The sequence below is a fragment of the Mesorhizobium sp. M1329 genome (genome assembly GCF_040318035.1).
GTDB lineage: Bacteria > Pseudomonadota > Alphaproteobacteria > Rhizobiales > Rhizobiaceae > Mesorhizobium.
Genome location: NZ_JAMYLN010000002.1, coordinates 12,770 through 33,855 on the forward strand (window position 1 = coordinate 12,770; position 21,086 = coordinate 33,855).

The 21,086-nt window shown below is 64.1% G+C and carries 17 protein-coding genes; 8 read left to right on the forward strand and 9 right to left on the reverse strand.

Annotation, left to right across the window (positions count from 1 at the left end; genetic code table 11):
• Positions 1 to 5: 5 nt before the first annotated feature.
• The 3 genes from gshB to NKH21_RS01885 form a co-directional block, all read right to left on the reverse strand.
• The gene (gene gshB / locus NKH21_RS01875; protein WP_352862908.1) at positions 6 to 947 is read right to left on the reverse strand and encodes a glutathione synthase; all 942 of its coding nucleotides are present in this window, start codon (positions 945 to 947) and stop codon (positions 6 to 8) included.
• Positions 948 to 1,160: 213 nt separating this feature from the next.
• On the reverse strand, positions 1,161 to 1,535 hold the full coding sequence (locus tag NKH21_RS01880) for a GtrA family protein (RefSeq protein WP_352862909.1): 375 nt from the start codon (positions 1,533 to 1,535) through the stop codon (positions 1,161 to 1,163).
• 8 nt (positions 1,536 to 1,543) lie between these two features.
• Positions 1,544 to 2,551 carry a glycosyltransferase gene (locus NKH21_RS01885; RefSeq protein WP_352862910.1) on the reverse strand — a complete coding sequence of 336 codons (1,008 nt, stop codon included), beginning with the start codon at positions 2,549 to 2,551 and terminating at the stop codon, positions 1,544 to 1,546.
• A 129-nt stretch (positions 2,552 to 2,680) separates the two neighbouring features.
• On the opposite strand from NKH21_RS01885, the gene NKH21_RS01890 reads away from it, so the two are divergent.
• From NKH21_RS01890 to NKH21_RS01915, 6 genes are all read left to right on the forward strand, one after another.
• The gene (locus NKH21_RS01890) at positions 2,681 to 4,477 is read left to right on the forward strand and encodes a GtrA family protein (RefSeq protein WP_352862911.1); all 1,797 of its coding nucleotides are present in this window, start codon (positions 2,681 to 2,683) and stop codon (positions 4,475 to 4,477) included.
• Between the two features lie 131 nt (positions 4,478 to 4,608).
• Positions 4,609 to 5,376 (forward strand): SDR family NAD(P)-dependent oxidoreductase, encoded by a 768-nt coding sequence (locus tag NKH21_RS01895; protein WP_352862912.1) that lies wholly within the window; start codon positions 4,609 to 4,611, stop codon positions 5,374 to 5,376.
• Complete coding sequence (locus NKH21_RS01900; RefSeq protein WP_352863086.1) at positions 5,376 to 6,326, forward strand: 2-dehydro-3-deoxygalactonokinase; 951 nt, start codon at positions 5,376 to 5,378, stop codon at positions 6,324 to 6,326. Before NKH21_RS01895 ends, NKH21_RS01900 begins: the two co-directional genes overlap by 1 nt.
• The gene (locus NKH21_RS01905; protein ID WP_352663901.1) at positions 6,323 to 6,961 is read left to right on the forward strand and encodes a 2-dehydro-3-deoxy-6-phosphogalactonate aldolase; all 639 of its coding nucleotides are present in this window, start codon (positions 6,323 to 6,325) and stop codon (positions 6,959 to 6,961) included. Before NKH21_RS01900 ends, NKH21_RS01905 begins: the two co-directional genes overlap by 4 nt.
• Positions 6,961 to 7,842, forward strand: a complete 882-nt coding sequence (locus tag NKH21_RS01910; protein ID WP_352663899.1) for an SMP-30/gluconolactonase/LRE family protein — start codon at positions 6,961 to 6,963, stop codon at positions 7,840 to 7,842. The genes NKH21_RS01905 and NKH21_RS01910 overlap by 1 nt, the downstream gene beginning before the upstream one ends.
• A gap of 155 nt (positions 7,843 to 7,997) precedes the next feature.
• Complete coding sequence (locus NKH21_RS01915) at positions 7,998 to 9,056, forward strand: D-alanine--D-alanine ligase family protein (RefSeq protein ID WP_352663897.1); 1,059 nt, start codon at positions 7,998 to 8,000, stop codon at positions 9,054 to 9,056.
• On the opposite strand, the gene NKH21_RS01920 is transcribed toward NKH21_RS01915, so the two are convergent.
• From NKH21_RS01920 to dnaK, 6 genes are all read right to left on the reverse strand, one after another.
• On the reverse strand, positions 9,053 to 9,340 hold the full coding sequence (locus NKH21_RS01920; protein WP_023718908.1) for a DUF1330 domain-containing protein: 288 nt from the start codon (positions 9,338 to 9,340) through the stop codon (positions 9,053 to 9,055). The two genes, NKH21_RS01915 and NKH21_RS01920, sit on opposite strands and share 4 nt — an antisense overlap.
• A gap of 27 nt (positions 9,341 to 9,367) precedes the next feature.
• Complete coding sequence (pyrF, locus tag NKH21_RS01925) at positions 9,368 to 10,081, reverse strand: orotidine-5'-phosphate decarboxylase (protein WP_352663895.1); 714 nt, start codon at positions 10,079 to 10,081, stop codon at positions 9,368 to 9,370.
• Positions 10,078 to 10,674 (reverse strand): NADPH-dependent FMN reductase, encoded by a 597-nt coding sequence (locus NKH21_RS01930; protein WP_352663893.1) that lies wholly within the window; start codon positions 10,672 to 10,674, stop codon positions 10,078 to 10,080. The genes pyrF and NKH21_RS01930 overlap by 4 nt, the downstream gene beginning before the upstream one ends.
• Positions 10,675 to 10,735: 61 nt before the next feature.
• Entirely contained in the window at positions 10,736 to 11,341 is a 606-nt protein-coding gene (gene pmtA / locus NKH21_RS01935) for a phospholipid N-methyltransferase PmtA (RefSeq protein ID WP_352663891.1), read from the reverse strand.
• Between the two features lie 115 nt (positions 11,342 to 11,456).
• Complete coding sequence (dnaJ, locus tag NKH21_RS01940; protein WP_352663889.1) at positions 11,457 to 12,587, reverse strand: molecular chaperone DnaJ; 1,131 nt, start codon at positions 12,585 to 12,587, stop codon at positions 11,457 to 11,459.
• A 213-nt stretch (positions 12,588 to 12,800) separates the two neighbouring features.
• The gene (gene dnaK / locus NKH21_RS01945) at positions 12,801 to 14,717 is read right to left on the reverse strand and encodes a molecular chaperone DnaK (RefSeq protein WP_352663887.1); all 1,917 of its coding nucleotides are present in this window, start codon (positions 14,715 to 14,717) and stop codon (positions 12,801 to 12,803) included.
• 571 nt (positions 14,718 to 15,288) lie between these two features.
• On the opposite strand from dnaK, the gene NKH21_RS01950 reads away from it, so the two are divergent.
• Positions 15,289 to 17,265 (forward strand): hypothetical protein, encoded by a 1,977-nt coding sequence (locus NKH21_RS01950; RefSeq protein ID WP_352663885.1) that lies wholly within the window; start codon positions 15,289 to 15,291, stop codon positions 17,263 to 17,265.
• Between the two features lie 10 nt (positions 17,266 to 17,275).
• Positions 17,276 to 21,058: a DUF7929 domain-containing protein gene (locus NKH21_RS01955; RefSeq protein WP_352862913.1), complete on the forward strand. Its 3,783-nt coding sequence runs from the start codon at positions 17,276 to 17,278 to the stop codon at positions 21,056 to 21,058.
• Positions 21,059 to 21,086: the final 28 nt, after the last annotated feature.

Sequence of the window (21,086 nt, forward strand, 5' to 3'; positions counted from 1 at the left end):
AGCGACTAGTTACGCTTGTCCTCCACCGCATCCCAGAACAGGCTGGCGATGTCGGCGCCGCCGAAGCGCCGCACTTCGCGTATGCCGGTCGGTGAGGTCACGTTGATCTCGGTCATGTAGTCGCCGATGACGTCAATGCCGACAAGGATGAAGCCGCGCTCCTTCAACGAGGGGCCGATGCGGGCGCAGATCTCGCGTTCGCGTTCCGTCAGCTCGGTTTTTTCGGCGCGGCCGCCGACATGCATGTTGGAGCGCGAATCATGCTCGGCCGGCACGCGGTTGATGGCGCCGACCGGCTCACCGTCGATCAGGATGATGCGCTTGTCGCCGGAGCGCACCTCCTTGAGGTAGCGCTGCACGATGTACGGTTCGCGGAACATCTGGCCGAACATTTCGAGCAGCGAGGCTAGGTTGCGGTCGGCCTCATGCAGATGGAAGATGCCGGCGCCGCCATTGCCGTAGAGCGGTTTGACGATGATATCGCCGAACTCCTTGCGGAACGCCGCGACCTCGAGCGGGTCCTTGGTGATCAGCGTGTCCGGCATCAGGTCGGGAAATTCGGTGACGAAGATCTTTTCCGGGCTGTTGCGCACCCAGGCCGGATCGTTGACCACCAGCGTTTTCGGATGGATGCACTCGAGGATATGCGTGGTGGTGATGTAGTTCATGTCGAACGGCGGATCCTGCCGCAAAAGGATGACGTCCATCTCCGATAGGTCGGTGCGGACTTCTTCGCCCAGCGAATAATGGTTGCCCTTCTCGTCGCGGACCTGCATCTCCTCGATACGGGCGAACACCTTGCCGTCGCGCAGCGACAGCCGGTCGGGCGTGTAGTGGAACAGCTGGTGGCCGCGCCGCTGCGCTTCCAGCGACAGCGCAAACGACGTGTCGCCGGCAATCGACACGGTGGAGATATGGTCCATCTGGACGGCGACTTTCAGGGGCATGGCAGCTCTCCGGCGCACTTGGGGCGATCCACTTGGATGCACAAAGTACGCTCCAACACTTTTGAATCCATGCATCGTGCTGTCGGAAAATCGATTCCGATTTTAGGGCCGATGCATCGACGACAGCGATATAAGGAAATCGGCGGCTTCTGCCAATCGGCCAAGGTCATGATGAGGCTGCGCTTCGCTTGGCGCAGATCCAATGCGATGCCTTCAGCGGTCGAAGACCAGCTTGGAATAGCCGAGGAAGGACAGCGCCATGGCAACCAGCGAGGCGGCCGCAAGAGCTATCAGCGGCGACACCATCGGCAGCGCGAACAGGATGGCGCAATAGACGAGATAATTGACGATGCTGGTGGCGATGCCGACGCCGCCGTAGCGTGCGCCCTCTTGCGCGATGCCGCGGCTGGAAGGCGAGAAGGTCAGATGGCGGTTGATCAGCCAGGTGACGGACAGGGCAAAACCGATCGAGATGATGCGAGCCGCGAAGGGGCCAAGCGGCGCTATCGTCAGCACCAGCCAAAGCACCGCCGCGTCGGCGACGAAGCCGATGCCGCCGGCGACAATGAAGCGGGCGAGGCGTCCCATTTAGAAATCTAAGCCGCCCGCGGGGTCTTGCGCGGTCCGGCCTTCAAAGTCGCGAGCGCGCTTGCACGTTCACGTTCGACACGACCGGAAGGCATCGACAGATAGAAGATGCGCTTCTGCTCGGCCCGGCCGCGCGACACCGAATCGAGGATTACCCCGGTCACCGCCGCCAGCATCGACAGCAGCAGCAGCCCGACCGACAGTACCCAGGTCGGCATGCGCGGCACGAGCCCGGTTTCGGCGAACTCGATCAGCACCGGCGCCATCAGGAACAGGCTCGATGCCAGGAAAAACACGGAAAAAGCGCCGAAGAAACGCAGCGGCTGCGTCTCCTTCATCAGCATGGCGAACATCCACAGGATCTTCGCGCCGTCGCGAAAGGTCGACAGCTTCGACGAGGAGCCTTTCGGCCGGCGGCCGTAGTCGAGCCCGATCTCGCTGACCGGCAATTTCAGCTGCGAGGCGTGCACCGACATTTCGGTCTCGATCTCGAAGCCGCCGGAAACGGCGGGAAAACTCTTGACGAAGCGCCTGGTGAAGGCGCGGTAACCCGAGAAGATATCGGTAAAGTCCGAGCCGAACAGCCGCTTGTAAAGGCTGTTGAAGATGCGGTTGCCGAAGGCGTGGCCCGTCCTGCCGGCATCGTTGGCGACGCCGCGCCTTGTGCCCACCACCATGTCGGAGCGCTCGGTCAGCAGCATGTTGATCAGTTGCGGCGCGTCCTCCGGCGCATAGGTGCCGTCGCCGTCGGCCATCAGGTAGATGTCGGCCTCGATGTCGGCGAACATGCGGCGCACGACATTGCCTTTGCCCTGGCGCGGCTCGCGCACCACGATGGCGCCGGCGGCGCGGGCTCGGAGCGCCGTCAGGTCGCGCGAATTGTTGTCGTAGACATAGATCGCGGCGGAAGGCAGCGTTTCGCGAAAGCGCCGCACCACTTCGCCGATCGTCAGCTCCTCATTGTAGCAAGGCAGCAGCACGGCGATGCTCGGCTCATGGCGCACTTCTTGTGGCATTTTCGTCTCCGGATGCCCTGTGAGGCCCCTGACCGCTCAAACGCCGGCCTCGCTCGGGCGGCTTTACTATTTATTGAAGCTGTTAAGGCTAGGTTTAAACCGCCCCGTATTCCTTCCAAAGGTCCTGATATGAGCACAGCCGACGATGGCGCCTCCAGTTGGAGGTCCGAGATCGCGCTGGCGCTGCTTGCCACATTGCTGGCGCTGGCCGTCAATGCCTTTGCCGGCTTCCCGGAATTGACCAATGCCGGCGGCGACAACGACAATCTGCTGCGCCTCGTCGAAGTTCGCGACGTGCTGGCCGGCCAGGGCTGGTTCGATCTGCACCAGTACCGGATGGGCCTGGAAGGCGGCTTCGTCATGCACTGGTCGCGGCTGGTCGATGCGCCGATCGCCGCCATCGTCATCGCCGTATCGGCCCTGACCGGCAGCGCGGCCCTTGCCGAGAATGTGGCTCAAGTGCTGTGGCCGGCGCTGCTCTTCTGCCTGACCGTGTTTTTCACCGCCCGCGCCGCGCGCAGCTTTGCCGGTGACGGCGCCGTGCTGCCGGCTGTCGTCGTCGGTGCCGCCGCACTGTATTTCCTCGGCATTTTTTCGCCTGGCGCACTCGATCACCACAATGTCCAGCTGATGCTGAGCATGGCCAGCCTGAGCCTTCTGCTTGAAGCGCCGTCGCGCAGGGCGGCGGCATTGCTCTCCGGCCTGTGCGCCGGATTGATGCTGGCCGTCGGCATGGAAACCGCGCCTTATGTCGCCACCGTCGGCGCCTCTGTCGCCACGCTGTTTGCCCTCGAGGCCAATGGCGAGAGGCTGATCGCCAGGGATTTCGGCCTCGGCTTTGCCGGCGTGTCCGCTCTCGTCTTTGTCGCCACCATTGCGCCATCCGCCTGGGGCCAGGCGCAATGCGACGCCTTCTCGACCGTGCAGTTCGTCGTCGCAGCGATTGCCGGAACCGGCCTTGCGGCGATAGCGTCGATCGAGCCCGCCGGCCGCACGCGTGGGCGGCGGTTCGCCTCGCTTGGCCTGCTTGCACTGGCATTGGGCACTGTCGTCGTCCTTTTGTTTCCGCAATGCCTGGCAGTGCCCTATGCCAATCTCGATCCGCGCCTCAAGGAGCTATGGCTTGATCACATCGACGAGGCGCAGTCGCTGTTCAAACTGCTCGCCGAGGATCCGGCCGAGGTGGTCGCGCGCTATGCCACGCCGCTCATTGCGCTCGTGCTGATGGCGCTTCGCCTTGGCCGTGGCGGCTGGCGACGGCAGGACAGCCTTGTCGGTGCGCTGCTTGTCGTGGCGTTCATCGTCAGCGCCTGGCAGGTGCGCGGTTCGACATTCTCGATCGCCTTCGCTGTCATCCCGCTTGCCGCCTGGATTGCCAAATGGCGTCAACGGGCCGAGGCCAGCCCGTCGCGTGGCGTGGCGCTGCGCATGGCTGCCGCCTGGCTGGTTTCGGTGAATGCGGTCTGGACTGGGGCTGCCGCGGCGACCTCGGTAGCCTTCGACGACAGCAAAGCCACGGCCGATAATGGCACCGATGTCGCTTGCCACCGCATGGCCTCCTTTGCGGCACTTGGCCGCCTGCCCGGCACCACGGTGCTGGCAATTTCCAATCTCGGATCGCCGATCCTGGCCTATTCCGGGCATCGCGTTTTCGCCGGGCCTTATCATCGCAACGTCGCCGGCAACCTCCTGGTGCTCGATGCCTTCCTTGGGTCCGATGCCGATGCCAGGACGATCCTGGCGGATCATCACGTCGGCCTCGTCGCGCTGTGCCCCGGCAGCGCCGAAAGCAAGCTCCTCGCCGCCAAGGCGCCGGCAGGCTTTCTTGCCGGGCTGATGCGCGGCAGCGTGCCGGAATGGCTAGCGCCGGTTGCTGGGACCAGCGGAGCTGCCGTCGAATTGTACCGCGTCCGGCCGGGCAGTTGATCTATCGGCGGGCCGTGCGGCCTTTTGTCGGACATAAGTCCTGATAATCCACTCTTTCGCCCTTGCCCGCCCGACACGGCTGGATAGGATGCGCGCCGGCCGACCGAGATCATTGGACCGGGAGAGAATTCATGACGCCATCGGCACGTTTTGCCGACCTCGAAGACGCTTCGGTGCTGATCACCGGCGGCGGCTCCGGCATTGGTGCTGCGTTGACCGAGGGATTTGCTCGCCAGGGGGCAAAGGTCGCCTTCATCGATATCGCCGACCGTCCGAGCCTGGCGCTGGCCGATCGGCTAGACAAGGAGCTCGGCCGGCGGCCGCTCTATCTCAAGACCGACATACGCGACATCGAGGCATTGCGGCTATCAGTCGCCAAAGCCGCCGAGGCGCATGGCGACGTCACAGTGCTGGTCAACAATGCCGCGCAGGATGACCGTCATGCCGTGGAAGACGTCACGGTCGAGTTCTGGGACAACAACCATGCCATCAACCTGCGCCCGCATTTCTTCAGCGCACAGGCGGTGGCCCCGGGCATGAAGCGGGCCGGCGGCGGCTCGATCATCAACTTCACCTCGACCTCGTTTCTCATCAACCATCCCGATATGCCGGCCTACACCGCCGCCAAGGCCGGCATCGTCGGTCTTACCAAGGGTCTTGCCGGCAAGCTCGGCGTCGACGGCATCCGCGTCAACGCGATCGCGCCCGGCTGGGTAATCACCGAGCGGCAGAGAAAGCTCTGGGTCACCGAAGAGGCGCTCGCCGCGCACGTCGCGAAGCAATGCATCAAGCGTGTGATGCAACCTGAAGATATCGTCGGCACCGTGCTGTTCCTGGCGTCGGATGCTTCACGCATGCTGACTGCGCAGATGCTGATCGTCGACGGGGGGTTCCTGTGATCTCACCGAGCAAGGCGGCGTCCGTCGCGGCCGTCGACTGGGGCACCACCCGTATGCGGGTCTGGCTGCTCGACGGCACCGGCAAGGTTCTCGCCGAGCGGCGCGGCGACGACGGACTGATCACCGCCCAGGCCAAAGGATTTTCGTCCATTCTCGAAGGGCATCTGGCCGCCATGGGTGCAGCCGAGGCGCTGCCGGTCATCATTTGCGGCATGGCCGGTTCGCGCCAGGGCTGGCTGGAGGCGCCCTATGTCAGCGTGCCGGCGCCGATCGGCGCTATCCTCGCCGGTGCTGCCCACATCCCCGGCCAGCGCCGTGATATCCGCATCGTGCCCGGCCTTGCCCAACGTCTTGCCGATGCACCTGACGTCATGCGCGGCGAGGAAACCCAGCTAGCCGGCGCCGGTTTGCCGGCAAAGGGACGTCACCTCGTATGCATGCCCGGCACCCATTCGAAATGGGTGCTGGTCGAGGACGGCTCCGTTGCCGGCTTCGGCACCTGGCCGACCGGCGAGCTGTTCTCTGTGCTCGCCGCGCACTCGATCTTGCGCCATTCGCTGGGCGAGCCGCCGAAGCCGGTTGCCCCCGAAAGTCCGTTTTTCCGGGACTGGTGCCTGAAGGCGCTGGCCGAGGGCGGTGACATCGTTTCAAGACTGTTCTCGATCCGCGCCGCCAGCCTGTTGCAGGACCTGAAGCCGGAGGATGCCGCCGCCTGCCTGTCCGGCCTGCTGATCGGCGGCGAGATCGCTTCGGCAAATCGCCGTTATGGAGCAAGCGCTGTGCCAGTCGTGCTGATCGCGTCGGGCGCACTTGGCACGCTCTATGCCGAGGCGCTCGGCCTTGCCGGGCTCGCTTTCAGGGCGGTCGACGCCGACGAGGCGGTGCGCGCCGGCCTTGCCGAAGCCGCGCGCGAAAATGGCATGATCGCCGGAAATGGAGTTGCCGCATGACAAAGACCGCACCTTTTCCAAAGCTCGAGCGGGGTCTGGTCGCGATCCTGCGCGGCCTCAAGCCAAGCGAAGCGGTTGCGATCTGCCAGGCGGTCTTCGGCGCCGGCATCGAAGCGATCGAGGTGCCGCTCAACTCGCCCGAGCCCTTCGTTTCGATCGCCAGCATTGTCCAAGCGCTTCCTCCGACAGCCCTGGTCGGCGCCGGCACGGTGCTCACCGCCGCCGATGTCGATGGCCTGCACAAGGCCGGCGGGCGGCTGCTGGTCAGCCCCAATATCGATGCCGAGGTCATGGGCCGTGCCATGCAGCACGGCATGGTGACGATGCCCGGCGTGTTCACGCCAACCGAGGCATTCCAGGCCATCCGGCTGGGCGCCTCGGCACTGAAATTCTTTCCGGCGAGCGTGCTTGGCGCGGCAGGCATTTCGGCGATGCGCGCGGTGCTGCCGGCCAGTGTGCTGGTCGGCGCCGTCGGCGGCGTTTCGGATAAGGATTTTGCCGGCTACAAGGCAGCCGGCGTCAGCGTCTTCGGTCTTGGCTCCAGCCTGTTCAAGCCGGGCATGAGCGTCGACGAAGTGGCAGCACGGGCGAAAGCCGCAGTTCAGGCCTGGGACGCGGCGTTTGGAGTGGCATGATGAGCGAGACCATCGTTTCGGTTTTTTCCGACCATGTCTGCCAACTCGGGGAGGGACCAAGCTATGACCCTGCCACGGACACGCTCTACTGGTTCGACATCGTCAACGGCCAGCTCCTGGAAAAACGTGTGTCCGGCGGTGCCGTCAAGATCCACGAGCTCCACCAGATGGCCAGTGCCATTGCCGTCATCGACGACCGGCGTCAGCTGATCGCCACCGAGACTGGCCTGCATGTCCGCGACGTCGCGACCGGCAAGCTGACGCTGCACACTCCCATCGAGGCCGACAATACGGTTACCCGCTCGAACGATTCACGCGTTCACCCTTGCGGCGCGCTCTGGGTCGGCACAATGGGCAAGGGCGAGGAGAAGGGCGCCGGTTCGATCTACTGGTTCTTCAAGGGCGAGCTGCGCCGGCTTTATGCCGACATTACTGTGCCCAACTCGATCTGCTTTTCCGAAGATGGGACCATTGCCTACTACACCGACACCAGCACCGGCCTGTTGATGCGCGTCGGCTGCGATCCGGCGACCGGCCTGCCGGTTGGCGAACCGAAGATCTTCGTCGATCACCGTTCGGCCAAGGGCTATATCGATGGTTCGGTGCTCGACCGCGACGGCATATTGTGGAACGCCTGCTGGGGCGGCAGCGTCGTCGAAGCCTATGGGCCCGACGGCAAGCTTGTCCGTTCGGTGGCGATGCCGGTCACGCAACCGTCCTGTCCGGCTTTTGTCGGCGGGAATGCCGACCGGCTGGCGGTCACCTCCGCCTGGTCGGGCAAGAGCGAGAAGCAGCGCCTGCTCGACCCGCAAGCTGGCATGACATTCATGCTCGACATTCCGGTCAATGGTCGCTTCGAGCCGCGCGTGCTGATCGGCTGACCATGATCCCGAACCTTTGGTTCGGAAAAGATCATGGTCAACAAGAGATGGGCACTTGCTGTCGTGCAGGCGTCCGATCGACGTCGGTTCCGCGCAAGCCGAATGCGTTCGCCGTGCGATGGTAGGCAATCGTGCTGCCAGGAGCCGTCCCGCCCATGTCAACCCGCAAGCCGAAACTGATCCTGGTTTATGAGCCGGAAAAGGCCTGCTTCGATCGGCTGATCGCCGATAACCACGTGCCGAAGCGTGCCGCCGAAATCGCCTCCTATCTGGCGCAATCGACCGATATGGCTGCTGAATTCGACGCACTTGCCACCGCTTGCCAGAAGCGCGGCTTGTCATTTGCGCCGGTGACGCTCGACGACGCCGCAAGCGTTCTCAGCGGCGAGGACCCGAAGACCACGCTTGTCTGGACGCTGACCGACGGCATTGCCTATTTCCGCGGCGGCGCAGCACCAGCTCTGGCGCGGCTGAACGGCCTGAAGGCGATCGGCGCCGACGATGCGGTGTTCGCGCTCTGTCAGGACAAGTTCCGATCCGGCGCCGTGCTCGGCGCGCTTGGCCTGCCGGTGCCGCAGGCGGGCCTCGCCCGTGACGGTGCCTGGCTTGTCGCGCCACCGACCTCGCCCGGCGGCTGGTTCGTCAAGCCGAACCGGCTCGGCGCCAAGATCGGCATCTGGCCGGATTCGCGCTGCGACGATCTCGGCCGTGCGCTGGAGCTTAGCCGGCGCGTATTCGCCGCCTATCGCGACGATGTCGTGGTCCAGCCCTATGTCGCCGGGCGCAACGCGCGGGCCAGTTTTCTCGGATTGAAGCCGGATACCGGCGTCGAGGCGTTGGGCATCGCCTTTGTCGATTCGGGCGGCGATTTCCAGACCATGCAGGACAGCCTGGCGCTTTACGGTAATACCGGCGAAGCGGCGAAAGCGTCGGGAACATACACAGAGCCGGCGCTGCTGCCGGTCGCCGACGGCCAGCCTCGAGCCGATGCCAGAATCCGTCGCATCGCCGAAAGCCTGATGGTCGGGCTTGGCCTGAGGGATGTGTTTTCCATCGACTTCCGGGTCGAAGCCGACGACAGCGTGCACCTCATCGAGTTCGAGGTCTGTCCCGGCCTGCCCTGCTTCGATTTCCGCGATTACTGTCGCCGGCAATGGGGCCTGAGCCTCGCCGATGCGATGGCGGAGGCAGCGGCGAACCGGCTTCTCGCCTAAATCCCTTCGACCAGAACGATTTCGCCGTCAGCAACCTTCTGGCGGATTGCGACTGCGCGCTGGTATTCGGGTGAGTGGTAGCAGTCATGCGCCGCCGCAAGCGACGGAAACTCGATGATCACGTTGCGGTCGCGGCCCGGCCCCTCTGCCTTCTCATGTGCGCCGCCGCGCGCCAGGAACTTGGCGCCGAAGCGGTCGAAGGCCAGCTTGGCAGCTGCGACATAGTCCTTGTAGCCTTCCGCATCGCGTACATCGACGCGAGCGATCCAGTATCCCTTGGGCATGGCTTTTCTCCGGGTTAATTCCTGGCGTCAGGCCGAGCGCATTTCATCCAGGATCGCTTCCGCCGCCGCCCGCCTGTCGGCCGCGCCGACGATCGGCCGGCCGACTACGAGGTGGCTGGAGCCGTTGCGGATCGCCTGGGCCGGCGTCACCACACGTTTCTGGTCGCCATGGTCGCTGCCCTTCGGCCGGATTCCCGGCGTCACGACGGCCAGGTCGGGGCCGACGATGCGGCGCACCGCCTCCGCTTCCTCGGCCGAGCAGACGATGCCGCCCATGCCGGCATGCAGCGCCTGCTCGGAGCGCCTCAGCACCAGCGTATGCGGATCATACTCATAGCCGGCGTCGATCACGTCCTGCTCGTCCATCGAGGTCAGCACAGTGACCCCCAGCAGGCAAAGGTCGCTGCCCTTCGCAGCCTCGACGGCCGCCTTCATTGTCTTCGGATAGGCATGGATGGTCAGCATGCTCATGCCCATTTTGACGATGTTGTCGACCCCTTTGGCTACCGCGTTGTCGATGTCCAGCAGCTTCATGTCGAGGAAGATCCTGGTGCCGCCGCTGGCCAGCTCGCGGGCGAAGTCGAGCCCGCCGGCAAAGGCGAGCTGGTAGCCGATCTTGTAGAATGAGACGATTCCGTCGAGTTCGCGCACCGCCTTCTCGGCTTCCCTCAAAGTCGGCAGGTCGAGGCCGACGATCAGCCTTTCCTGCATTGTGTCGGCATGCGCGGCGTCCGGGATCATGCCTCGATCCGCGTCGACAGCATGCGCGAGGTTTCGATCAGCGTGCGGCATAGGTGCTCCATCGATTGGTGTAGTCTCTCGTCCCTGAAGTTGCCCTCGTCGTCGAAGGCGTTGCCGCCCTCCGGCACCGAACACTCCGGTGTCACCACCTCCATCCGGCAGCGCACCAGCACGGCGCGCAGATGGTTGATGCAGCGTATCCCGGCGAAGGGTCCGTTGGAAGACGAGCACAGGCCGGCGACCTTGCCGGCAAACGGCCTGAACGTCCGGCCGCCATCCTTGCGCAGCTGGCTCACCCAGTCGATGGTGTTCTTGAGCAGCGGCGGAATGGAGCCGTTATATTCGGGCGTCGCGATCAGCAGCCCGTCATGGGCGGCGATCATCCGGCCGAGCTTGACTGCGTTTTCGGGAATGCCTTCGTCCTTTTCCAAATCCTGGTCGAGGATCGGCAGCGGATAATCGGCGAGCGAGATGCGGGTCACCTCGGCGCCCTGCATGGCAAGTTCCTTCTGTGCCACGTCGGCGGTCCTGCCGCTATAGGCGCCGCTGCGCACCGAACCGGCGAAGACAAGAATTTTCGGGATCACAGCCATGGGTCTGCCTTGTCACCCGATGGGTATTAAGACAAGTGCTATTCAAACCCAACGCTTCAATTCATGCGGCCCGGCGCCGATAGATCCAAAGCTGCGTCGGCGGAATGTTGCGGATGACGAAATGGAAATGCTCGACCGTATAGTCGCCGCGGCCGGGCGGGATCGGCGACAGCGGCCCGTAAGTCAGCTGCACGATTGGCCGGCCTGCCGGGATGCGGTCGAGCAGGCTCTCGACATAGGCGATGCGCTGGGCGACCGGAAAATTGAGCAACGGCACGCCCGATATCACCGAATCGAAGATCAGGTCGCGCTTGTCGCCAAGCGTCGCGTCGAGGTTGAAGGCGTCGCCCTCGATGACGTTGACGCCTGGATAAAGCTGGCGCAGATGGCGCACGAAATCAGTGGAATATTCGACCGCGTAGAGATTTTCAGGCTTTATGCCCTGGGCGAGGATGGCGCGCGTGATGACGCCTGTGCCGGGCCCGACCTCGAGCACCGGCAGGCCGGATGTCGGATCGACGATCGAGGCCATCTTGCCCGCGGTGATGGAACTGGTCGGGACGATCGAACCGACCGCCTTCGGCTTGTCGATCCAGCCCTTGAAGAACTTCAGCTCGTCGTCGAACTTTTCTGCCAGCGTCTTTCGCAGTCCGGGACTACGCGTCATCGAAAGTCCTCCTCAACGCCCCTCGCACGCTACTTAGCAGTTACGAGGTGCAAGACAAGGCGAATCCCCGGATAAGGTGTTGATGACGCTCGGGAAGCGTTTCCAGGGATCAGCTTCAGTGCTCGCCGAACGTTTCGAAAAAGTCCTTCATGCGTGCGAAAAATCCGCTCGACTGAGGCGAATTGTCCTTTGAGGAAAGCTGCTCGAATTCCTCCAGCAATTCGCGCTGGCGGCGCGAGAGGTTCTGCGGCGTCTCAACTACGGTCTGGATGTAGAGGTCGCCGATGTTGGGCTGGCGCAGCACCGGCATGCCCTTGCCCTTGAGGCGGAACTGGCGACCGTTCTGGGTGCCTTCCGGCACCTTTACTTTCGTCTGGGTACCGTCCAGTGTCGTCACCTCGAACGAGCCGCCAAGCGCTGCCGTCGTCATCGAGATCGGCACCTTGCAATAAAGATCGGCGCCGTCGCGCTGGAAGAATTCGTGCGGCTTGACCGCGAGGAAGATGTAGAGATCGCCCGACGGGCCGCCGCGCAGGCCGGCCTCGCCCTCGTTGGCCAGACGGATGCGGGTGCCGTCCTCGATGCCGGCAGGGATGTTTACCGACAGCGAGCGCTCCTCGGTGACACGGCCCTGGCCGGCGCATTTCGGGCACGGATCCTTGATGGTCTGGCCGCGCCCCTGGCATTGCGGGCAGGTGCGCTCGATCGAGAAGAAGCCTTGCGTGGCACGCACCTTGCCGTGGCCGTTGCACATCGAGCAGGTGACGGGCTGGGTGCCTGGCTTGGCGCCGCTGCCCGAGCATTCTGAGCAGGAGATCGAGGCCGGCACGCGAATTTGCGCGGTCTTGCCGGAAAATGCCTCTTCCAGCGTAATTTCCATATTGTAGCGCAGGTCGGCGCCGCGCTCGCGGCCGCCGGACGAGCGGCGCTGGCGCCCGCCCATCATGTCGCCGAAAATGTCTTCGAAAATGTCGGCGAAGCCGCCAGCGCCAAAGCCTTGCGCCGCGCCATTCATACCGCCATGCTCGAAGGCGGCGTGGCCGAAGCGATCATAGGCGGCGCGCTTCTGCGGGTCCTTCAGCGTCTCGTAGGCTTCGTTGATTTCCTTGAACTTGTGCTCGCAGGCATGGTCGCCTGGGTTGCGGTCGGGATGGAACTGCATGGCCAACTTGCGGAAAGCGCTCTTGAGCTCCTTCTCGTCGGCGCCCTTTTGCACGCCCAGCGTTTCGTAAAAATCAGCTTTCATGTTTTCCCGCAGTCCGGATAGTCAACGTCTTGAAGCATCGTTGCGTCGTTTGCCGGCACGCTGTTCCGATTTAGGTGTGATGGAGCCGGGATGCCAGTGTCTACGAGGCTTTGTCCGCATTTTTTCGGGGAGCTCCGCGTTTTTCCGGCAAAGGGTTGCAAAAAAGCCCGGCTGCGCACCGGGCTTTTTCCCTTACCTGTACCGTCAGGCGGTTCAGGCCGACTTCTTCTTCTCGTCGTCTTCGTCGATTTCCTCGAAATCGGCATCGACGACGTCGCTGTCCTTGGCGGCGTCAGCCTTGGCGTCGGCCTCGGCGGCTTCCTTCTGCGAAGCCTCGTACATGGCCTGGCCGAGCTTCATCGAGACTTCGGCGAGCGTCTGCGTCTTGGCCTCGATGTCGGTCACGTCGTCGCCTTCGGCAGCGGTCTTCAGCGCCGCGATCGCATCGGCAATCGCCGTGCGGTCGGCCTCGGAAACCTTCTCGCCGTATTCCTTCAGCGATTTCTCCGAGGAATGCACCAGCGCCTCGGCCTGGTTGCGGGCCTCGACCAGCGCGCGCCGCTTCTTGTCGGCTTCGGCATTGGCCTCGGCGTCCTTGACCATCTTCTCGATGTCGGCATCCGAAAGGCCGCCAGACGCCTGAATGCGGATCTGGTGCTCCTTGCCGGTACCCTTGTCCTTGGCCGAGACGTTGACGATGCCGTTGGCGTCGATGTCGAAGGTGACCTCGATCTGCGGCACGCCGCGCGGCGCAGGCGGGATGCCGACCAGATCGAACTGGCCGAGCGCCTTGTTGTCGGCGGCCATTTCACGCTCGCCCTGGAAGACGCGGATGGTCACCGCCGACTGCGAATCCTCGGCCGTGGAGAACACCTGGCTCTTCTTCGTCGGGATCGTCGTGTTGCGCTCGATCAGCCGCGTGAACACGCCGCCCAGCGTCTCGATGCCGAGCGACAGCGGGGTCACGTCGAGCAGCAGCACGTCCTTGACGTCGCCCTGCAGCACGCCGGCCTGGATGGCGGCGCCCAGTGCGACGACTTCATCCGGGTTGACGCCCTTGTGCGGCTCCTTGCCGAAGAACTGCTTCACGATCTCCTGGATCTTGGGCATGCGGGTCATGCCGCCGACCAGGACGACTTCGTCGATTTCGCCGGCCTTCAGGCCGGCATCCTTGAGCGCCGCCTTGCAGGGATCGATCGTGCGCTGGACAAGATCCTCGACCAGGCTCTCAAACTTCGCCCGCGTCAGCTTCAGCGTCAGATGCTTGGGGCCGGTGGCATCGGCGGTAATGAAGGGCAGGTTGATTTCGGTCTGCGTGGTGGACGACAGCTCGATCTTGGCCTTTTCAGCCGCTTCCTTGAGGCGCTGCAGGGCGAGCTTGTCGTTGCGCAGGTCGATGCCCTGTTCCTTCTTGAACTCGGCCGCCAGATATTCGACCAGACGCATGTCGAAATCCTCGCCGCCGAGGAAGGTGTCGCCATTGGTCGACTTCACCTCGAACACGCCGTCGCCGATTTCGAGCACCGAAATATCGAACGTGCCGCCGCCAAGGTCATAGACGGCAATCGTCTTGCCTTCCTTCTTGTCGAGACCATAGGCAAGCGCGGCCGCCGTCGGCTCGTTGATAATGCGCAGCACTTCCAGGCCGGCGATCTTGCCGGCATCCTTGGTCGCCTGGCGCTGGGCGTCGTTGAAATAGGCCGGAACGGTGATGACCGCCTTCTCGACCTTCTCGCCGAGATAGGCCTCCGCCGTTTCCTTCATCTTCTGCAGGATCATCGCCGAAATCTGGCTGGGCGACTGCTTTTTGCCGCCGGCCTCGACCCAGGCGTCGCCATTGTCGCCCTTGACGATCTTGTAGGGGACAAGCTTCTTGTCCTTCTCCGTCACCGGATCGTCGTAGCGGCGGCCGATCAGGCGCTTGACCGCGAAAATGGTGTTTTCAGGATTGGTAACGGCCTGGCGCTTGGCCGGCTGGCCGACGAGGCGCTCACCGTCGCTGTTGATGGCGACGATGGAAGGGGTCGTGCGGGCGCCTTCCGCATTCTCGATGACCTTGGATTCCTTGCCATCCATGATGGCGACACAGGAGTTGGTTGTTCCCAGATCGATACCGATTACTTTTGCCATTGTTCTAATCTCTCCGCTAAGCAGGCTCTCAGGACCCGTACAGGCGTTCCGACGAAAGCCCCTGTTCACAAGAAATTCCGCTCCGGCAACCGGCATTCGGCGCTGGACGGCTTGGCGCGTATATAAGAACAGGCTGCGTGGCGCGCAAGCATTCTGCGCAAGGCGTTCACCATTCATCGCGGTTGATCGGATTCGGGACCGGCAGGCCGGTATTTTCCGGTGGTGATCCAGCCGGCCCGACCTCCGGCCCATGAACCTTTCCGCCTCGCCCCGCGACTGACGCTCAGGTGCCGCGTCGTGCGGCCCCGGAAAGGACAGCCCCATGACCACAGATCCAGAGGCTCCATGGTCTGCGGGAACAGCAGGAGCTCAGCGCGACCATCGCCTTCGGGACCGGGTCGATGCGCTGGGCTGTTCGCTGGTTCCGTTGACCCTGCGCGGACGCAGGCGTATCGTGACGTTGAGGAAAGCAGACAATTCGATCAGGGATGAACGTGCCGGAACGCCGCGCCTTGCCCTGATTTGCGCGCCGGGACCGGACGCTTCTCCCATGACCTGTGGGGGGCGATCCATGTCTTGCGACCATGGCGCGTTGGTGCGCTCTCGTGTCGGCCGTTTGCGCCGCGCCATCCAGGCTGCCAGCGGCCAGGCTGCCAGCGGATTGTCGATCTTGGCACTCGCCGCTGGGGTCTGGCTCGGCGGCTCGGCCCAGGCCCAGGAAACCCAGATCATCTATCCCGGCTCGATGGCAGTGACCGGATTCTCCGGCACCATCATTCCCAATTTCGAGCAAGGCCTGCCGCCGGGCGTCGATCCCGTCGACGAAACCTTCATCGACACGGCGCGCGCGACCTTGCGCGTCTTCGACGTCTCAAGGCTGGGCGGGCCGGCGTCTGGCCAATTGGTCTTCACCCCGCCACCGTTCGAGGTCACGGCCGGACAAATCGGCCAGGTTTTCGGCATCGCCTACGACGACGGCGTGCGCGACGGCGTTCCCTCGGCCATTCCAAACCTCTATGCCGGCGCCACGTCGCTGCACGGCATCCGCATCGTCACACCAGACGGCGACGCCGACGGCCGGCCGGAGCGGCAGCGCCGCGGCACGGCTGACGCGGTCTTCATGGACGGTCAGTTCGGCACCGAAAACGGCGGCGGTCCCGGAACGATCTGGAAGATCGACGGCATCACCGGCGCTGTCTCGAAATTCGCCGATATCGACGCCAATAGCGGTCCCGGCATCGGCGACGTCACTTTCGACAATATCCACCGCCAGTTCTTCGCCAGCGATCTCGACACCGGCCTCATTCACCGCATCGACGCCAATGGCGCTCTGCTCGACACGTTCGACCACGGCATAGCCGGCCGCCCGGCGCACGGGCTTGCTGCCCTTGCCGACGACGGCTCGGTGATGGACATACAGGGTGCCGCCTTCGACAGTGAGGACCCGGACAGCTGGGGCTACACGCAGGACGAGCGTCGCGTCTGGTCGGTCGCCTATCGCGGCGGCCGGCTCTATTACTCGGTCGGGGAAAAGGCGGAGATCTGGTCCGTGGGCATTGCCGGCGACGGCAGTTTCGCCGGCGACCCGCGCTGGGAACTGACGGTCAAGGCCGACAAGGATTACGCGGTCACCGACATCGCCTTCGACAACAAGGGCTTCATGTATCTGGCCCAGCGCGGCCCGGTGGAGAACCGCTACGACTACAGCCAGTTCGCCGATTCCGGCAAGGGTGAGGTCATCCGCTACTGGCGCGAAAATCCGGACGATGCGGCGACGGAATCGGCCTGGGCGGAAGTGCCACAGGAATATGCGGTCGGCTTCCCGCAAGACAACCGGCAGTCGGCCGGCGGCCTCGACCTGCAATATGGCTACGATGCCGAAGGCAATCTCGATACCGGCGTCTGCACCGACACGCTGGTCGATACCGGTGACAAGTTACGCGACAACCCGGAGCTTGCCGAACAACTCGCTGCCGGCGGGCCGCTTGCCGTGCACGGCGTGCAGATCACGCCGACGGCGCTGGTCAAGCCGGCCAACGTGCCGCCTTTCGGCTCGTGGTTCGTCGACTTCGACACTTATTTCGAAGACCCGGAAGTCGAGGGCCATGTCGGCGACGTCGAGGTCTGGCGCCCCTGCGAAGGCCGTGCCGGCTATTACGAGCAGGTGCCGGGCGGCTATCTGCCACCGTTCTATCCGCCGGACTTCCCGCCTCCCGGCAATCTGCCTCCTTGCCTCGACGTCGAGGATGTCAGGTATTTCTGCACGCCTTCCGGCCTCGAGGCCGATCTCTATCTCCATGACCATGCCGGCTTCGGCGGCGATTCGATCAAGGCTCTGTCCAGGACGCCTGGCGTCGGGGTGACTTCACCTCTGTCGCATGCACCCGGCGCGCCATTCACGATCGGCATCACCGGCCATTATCCTGGCGACAGGGTCGATGTCGGGCTCTGCTTCTACAGGCAGTCCGACCGCGACAAGGGTGGCTACTACCCTTGCTGCAAGATGACCTTGCCGCTCAGAACCCCAGCCGTCAGCTGCGAACCGTGAGGAGGGGAAGATGAGCAATCTTGCACTTTTCCCGCCTGCGACGAGCAGCCAATCAACCGGCAAACAATCATTCGTCATGGAGACCATCATGAAACCCCTGTCACTCGCCAGGCGCGGCGCGCGCTGGCTGATGGCGGCCGGTATCGCGGTCGCCATGCTGAGTCCGCTGCAAGGCTTCGCTGAAGACCTCGCTCCGGCCAAGATCAAGCCTGCCGATGCGGGTGCTGTCATTCCAGATACCAAGCTCGATTTCGACAATCCTCGCATCGTCAATCCGGAGCCGGGCCGGATCGTGCCCTTCTTCACCAAGAAAGGCACCCAGCGAGGCTGCGACTATGTCGTATATTCGCTGAGCTTTGGCTTGCGCGGCAATCCGCAGGGTTTTGCCAGCCCCGGCCTCGCGGCCATGCTGAAAAAGGCCAGGCTCGATTTCAGGGACCAGCTCCCGCACGGCCTGCGCATCGTCGGCGTACATGTGACCGGCGACGGCACCGATGCGTCCGGCGGACCGCTGCCCGGCGCTGCGATCAGCAGTTCGGCTGGCCCGGACGATACCGCGACGGTGTCCGATTTCCGGATTTCCGCCAGCGACCTCGACGGCATCGGCGCTGCGAACGAGCGCGTCATCACGTTCCAGATCACCGCCAAGATCGACCATGCGGCGTTTCCGTCGCCGACGATCGTTCACAACCAGGGCATGGTCAAGGTGAGCCGCGAACGCGGCGCCGGCATGGAAATCCCGTCGCAGGATCCGGGCAAGCCGGACGACGGCAATTATCTCACGGGTGCAAAGACCTCGATCAAGATCAACGTCACCAGGTGCAACCCGCCGCCCCCACCTCCCGGCAAGGAATGCTTCAAGGTGGAGCGCGGCACGGTTGATTGCGTGCCCGGCGGCGGCGCCTTCATCTACCACATGCCGGTCGGCCCAGAGATGGCCGGCAAATGGGTGCAGCTTTCGACGACGACACCCGGCATCACCATCATTCCCGACACGCAATTGGTGCCGGTCGGCGGCGGTGTGCTCAATTGGAAGATCGTCGGCGCTTCACCCGGCGACGTCATCCACATCATCGTCACCGGTATCGAAACCTATGCCGGCCCGAAGGAGGGCTGGGGCCTGTGCTGCACGCAGACCATCGATATCGTCATCCCGCGTGGTCAGCGCTGCCCGCCGAAGGACAAGGAACCGGATCTGAAAGTCGAAAAGCACGCCGACGTGCAACGTTGCACGATGGGCGGCGGCTGCGACTTCACCATCAGGGTCACCAATGTCGGCGATGCACCCTACCACGGCAAGATCGTGCTCGACGAAGTTACCCTGCCGGCCGGCTCCACCCTCGATTCAGGGCCGAACCCGCCTTGGGTCTGCGCGCCTGGAACCACCCCGATGATTTGCACTCATCCGGTGACCACGCTCAATCCGGGTGCCTCTGTCGACCTCGAGCTCGGCTTCAAGCCGGCCGCAGGCTGGCGAGGCAGCGTCTTGCGCAACTGCGCCACCTACAATTATGGCGCCAGCGGCAAGCCGCTTTTCGGCAGCCAGCAAAACGATCGCGGCTGTGCTTCGATCCCGGTCTGCCGGCGTGGCGATCGTGACCGTGACTGCCGGCCGCCGGTGGAGAAGAAGGTCGACATGATTCTGAAGAAGCGCGCCCGCACCGAATTCTGTTCGGCCGATGGCGTCTGCACCTTCGTGATCGACATTATCAACAACGGCAGCGTCCCCTATAACGGGCCGCTGACGGTCGTCGATACCTATCCGGGCGGCGTGCCGGCATCCTCGACCTTCGGCCCGACGCCGCCATGGACATGCGGACCGAACGGCCCCGGCCAGTTCCACTGCGACAATGCCGGCATCGTGCTGTTGCCTGGCGCCTCGACGCCGATCTTCGTCAAGGCGGTGATGCCGGCCAACTACCGGCCCGATACCGTCGAGAACTGCGCCGAGGTGAAGGCTATTCCCGGTGAGGACGACCTCACCAACAACAGGACCTGCGCCAAGGAACGCATCCGTCATCCCAATGGCGGCCAGCCGGCCCTGCGCATCACCAAGGTGTGCAATGGTTCGCTGGCCGGCGCTGCGGTCGTTTCCTGCCGCATTACCGTCATCAGCCTCGGCACCACTGCCCCGACCGGTCCGGTGCGGGTCAACGATGCCGCGACGCTGATGGCCGGCGGAGCGCCGGTCCAGATCCAGACCGTCGCCCCAGACGGGCCGGAATGGGCTTGCGGACCGGTACCGGCCAACACACTGTCCTGCCAGATTCCCGGCGCCGTTATGACGCCCGGAACCAGCCGCCATTTCGACGTGACGGTTGCCGCGGGTGGCGAATTCGAGAACTGCGCACGCGGCTCCTACGGCCCGGCTCCAGGAGACGACATCGTCTATCCGATCGGCCAGGCCTGCGCCAAGGGCGGCGGCGCCTCGACTATCCGCGTCGAGAAGACCGGCGACGCCGAGTGCAAGCCCGGCCAGCCCTGCTCGTTCGAGATCACCATCACGAACGATGGCGCGAGCGCCTTCGCCGGCCCGGTTCGCATCGGCGATGCCATCGGCGTCGAAGGCCTCGGCCGGCTGGAAGGCGTCGCGATCACCTCGATCGATCCGCCCTTCGGCTGCTCGCCGGAGCCGGCAACCTTGCCGCTATCCTGCATCGCCAACTTGACGCTCGGCGCCGGGGAAAGCCACGTGCACAATGTGATCGTGACCATTCCTGACGACGGCCGCCTGGCCACTCTGCAGGGCACGGTCAATGGCCAGAACTGCGTCGGCGTGCTTTCTCCGAACACGCCGGTGCAAGGCGCGGGCGACGTGTTGTCCCGCGGTGCGGCCAACGTGCAGGGCGATCGCGGCAAGGCCTATGCCTGTCATCCCTTCACCATCAGGAATGAGGTGAAGAAGGAATGCTCAGCAGGCTTCGTCATGAACGACGCCGGCAACTGCGTCTGCCCGCCAGGCACCACCTTCCGCAACGGCCAATGCTCGTCCGGCGGCGGCACGGTCATCGTGCCGAAGCCAAGACCTTGCGTTCTGCTCAAAGGCCAGATCCGTACCGAAGACGGACGCTGCGTCTGCCCGCGCGGAACCGAACTGGAAAACGGCGCTTGCGTGGGGAAAGAGCCCAAGCCCGAGCAGTGCACGATCCGCGGCCAGATCCACGACGCTGCCGGCGATTGCGTCTGCCCGCGGGGCACCGAAGTCAGGGCTAGTGCCTGCCGGCCAATCCAGCCGAAGCCTGAGCAGTGCACCATTCCTGGCCAGATCCGCAACGCTGTTGGCGATTGCGTCTGCCCGAGGGGTACGGAAATCAGAGGCAATGCCTGCCGGCCAATCCAGCCAAGGCCCGAGCAGTGCACGATCCGTGGCCAGATCCACGACGCCGGTGGCGATTGCGTCTGCCCGAAGGGCACCGAAGTCAGGGGTAGTGCCTGCCGGCCAATCGAGCCGAAACCCGAGCAGTGCACCATCCGTGGCCAGATCCACGACGCCAACGGCGATTGCGTCTGCCCGAAGGGCACGGAAGTGCAAGGCAATGCCTGCAGGCGCAAGAAGCCTGTTGTGGTGGAGTGCCCGATACCTGGTCAGGTCCACAACAAGCGTGGCGTCTGCGTCTGCCCGCGTGGGACAGAGCTGCGCGACGGCGCCTGCCGCAAACCACGGCTGGAATGCGCACCTGGCGCGCGGCCGATCAATGGCCAGTGCCAGCCGATCCGCAACCCGAACCTGCTGCTGAATCCAAAGGTTCTTCAGCAGGTCGTGCCAAGGCGCAAGCCGCAGCTCGAGCAATAGGATCGCGCACGGAACTTCAAACGGTGAT

Excerpts from the sequence above, each read along its gene's own strand:
- gshB (WP_352862908.1), bottom strand. The coding sequence starts at position 947 with ATGCCCCTGAAAGTCGCCGTCCAGATGGACCATATCTCCACCGTGTCG.
- NKH21_RS01880 (WP_352862909.1), bottom strand. The coding sequence starts at position 1,535 with ATGGGACGCCTCGCCCGCTTCATTGTCGCCGGCGGCATCGGCTTCGTC.
- NKH21_RS01885 (WP_352862910.1), bottom strand. The coding sequence starts at position 2,551 with ATGCCACAAGAAGTGCGCCATGAGCCGAGCATCGCCGTGCTGCTGCCT.
- NKH21_RS01890 (WP_352862911.1), top strand. The coding sequence starts at position 2,681 with ATGAGCACAGCCGACGATGGCGCCTCCAGTTGGAGGTCCGAGATCGCG.
- NKH21_RS01895 (WP_352862912.1), top strand. The coding sequence starts at position 4,609 with ATGACGCCATCGGCACGTTTTGCCGACCTCGAAGACGCTTCGGTGCTG.
- NKH21_RS01905 (WP_352663901.1), top strand. The coding sequence starts at position 6,323 with ATGACAAAGACCGCACCTTTTCCAAAGCTCGAGCGGGGTCTGGTCGCG.
- NKH21_RS01910 (WP_352663899.1), top strand. The coding sequence starts at position 6,961 with ATGAGCGAGACCATCGTTTCGGTTTTTTCCGACCATGTCTGCCAACTC.
- NKH21_RS01915 (WP_352663897.1), top strand. The coding sequence starts at position 7,998 with ATGTCAACCCGCAAGCCGAAACTGATCCTGGTTTATGAGCCGGAAAAG.
- NKH21_RS01920 (WP_023718908.1), bottom strand. The coding sequence starts at position 9,340 with ATGCCCAAGGGATACTGGATCGCTCGCGTCGATGTACGCGATGCGGAA.
- pyrF (WP_352663895.1), bottom strand. The coding sequence starts at position 10,081 with ATGATCCCGGACGCCGCGCATGCCGACACAATGCAGGAAAGGCTGATC.
- NKH21_RS01930 (WP_352663893.1), bottom strand. The coding sequence starts at position 10,674 with ATGGCTGTGATCCCGAAAATTCTTGTCTTCGCCGGTTCGGTGCGCAGC.
- pmtA (WP_352663891.1), bottom strand. The coding sequence starts at position 11,341 with ATGACGCGTAGTCCCGGACTGCGAAAGACGCTGGCAGAAAAGTTCGAC.
- dnaJ (WP_352663889.1), bottom strand. The coding sequence starts at position 12,587 with ATGAAAGCTGATTTTTACGAAACGCTGGGCGTGCAAAAGGGCGCCGAC.
- dnaK (WP_352663887.1), bottom strand. The coding sequence starts at position 14,717 with ATGGCAAAAGTAATCGGTATCGATCTGGGAACAACCAACTCCTGTGTC.
- NKH21_RS01950 (WP_352663885.1), top strand. The coding sequence starts at position 15,289 with ATGTCTTGCGACCATGGCGCGTTGGTGCGCTCTCGTGTCGGCCGTTTG.
- NKH21_RS01955 (WP_352862913.1), top strand. The coding sequence starts at position 17,276 with ATGAGCAATCTTGCACTTTTCCCGCCTGCGACGAGCAGCCAATCAACC.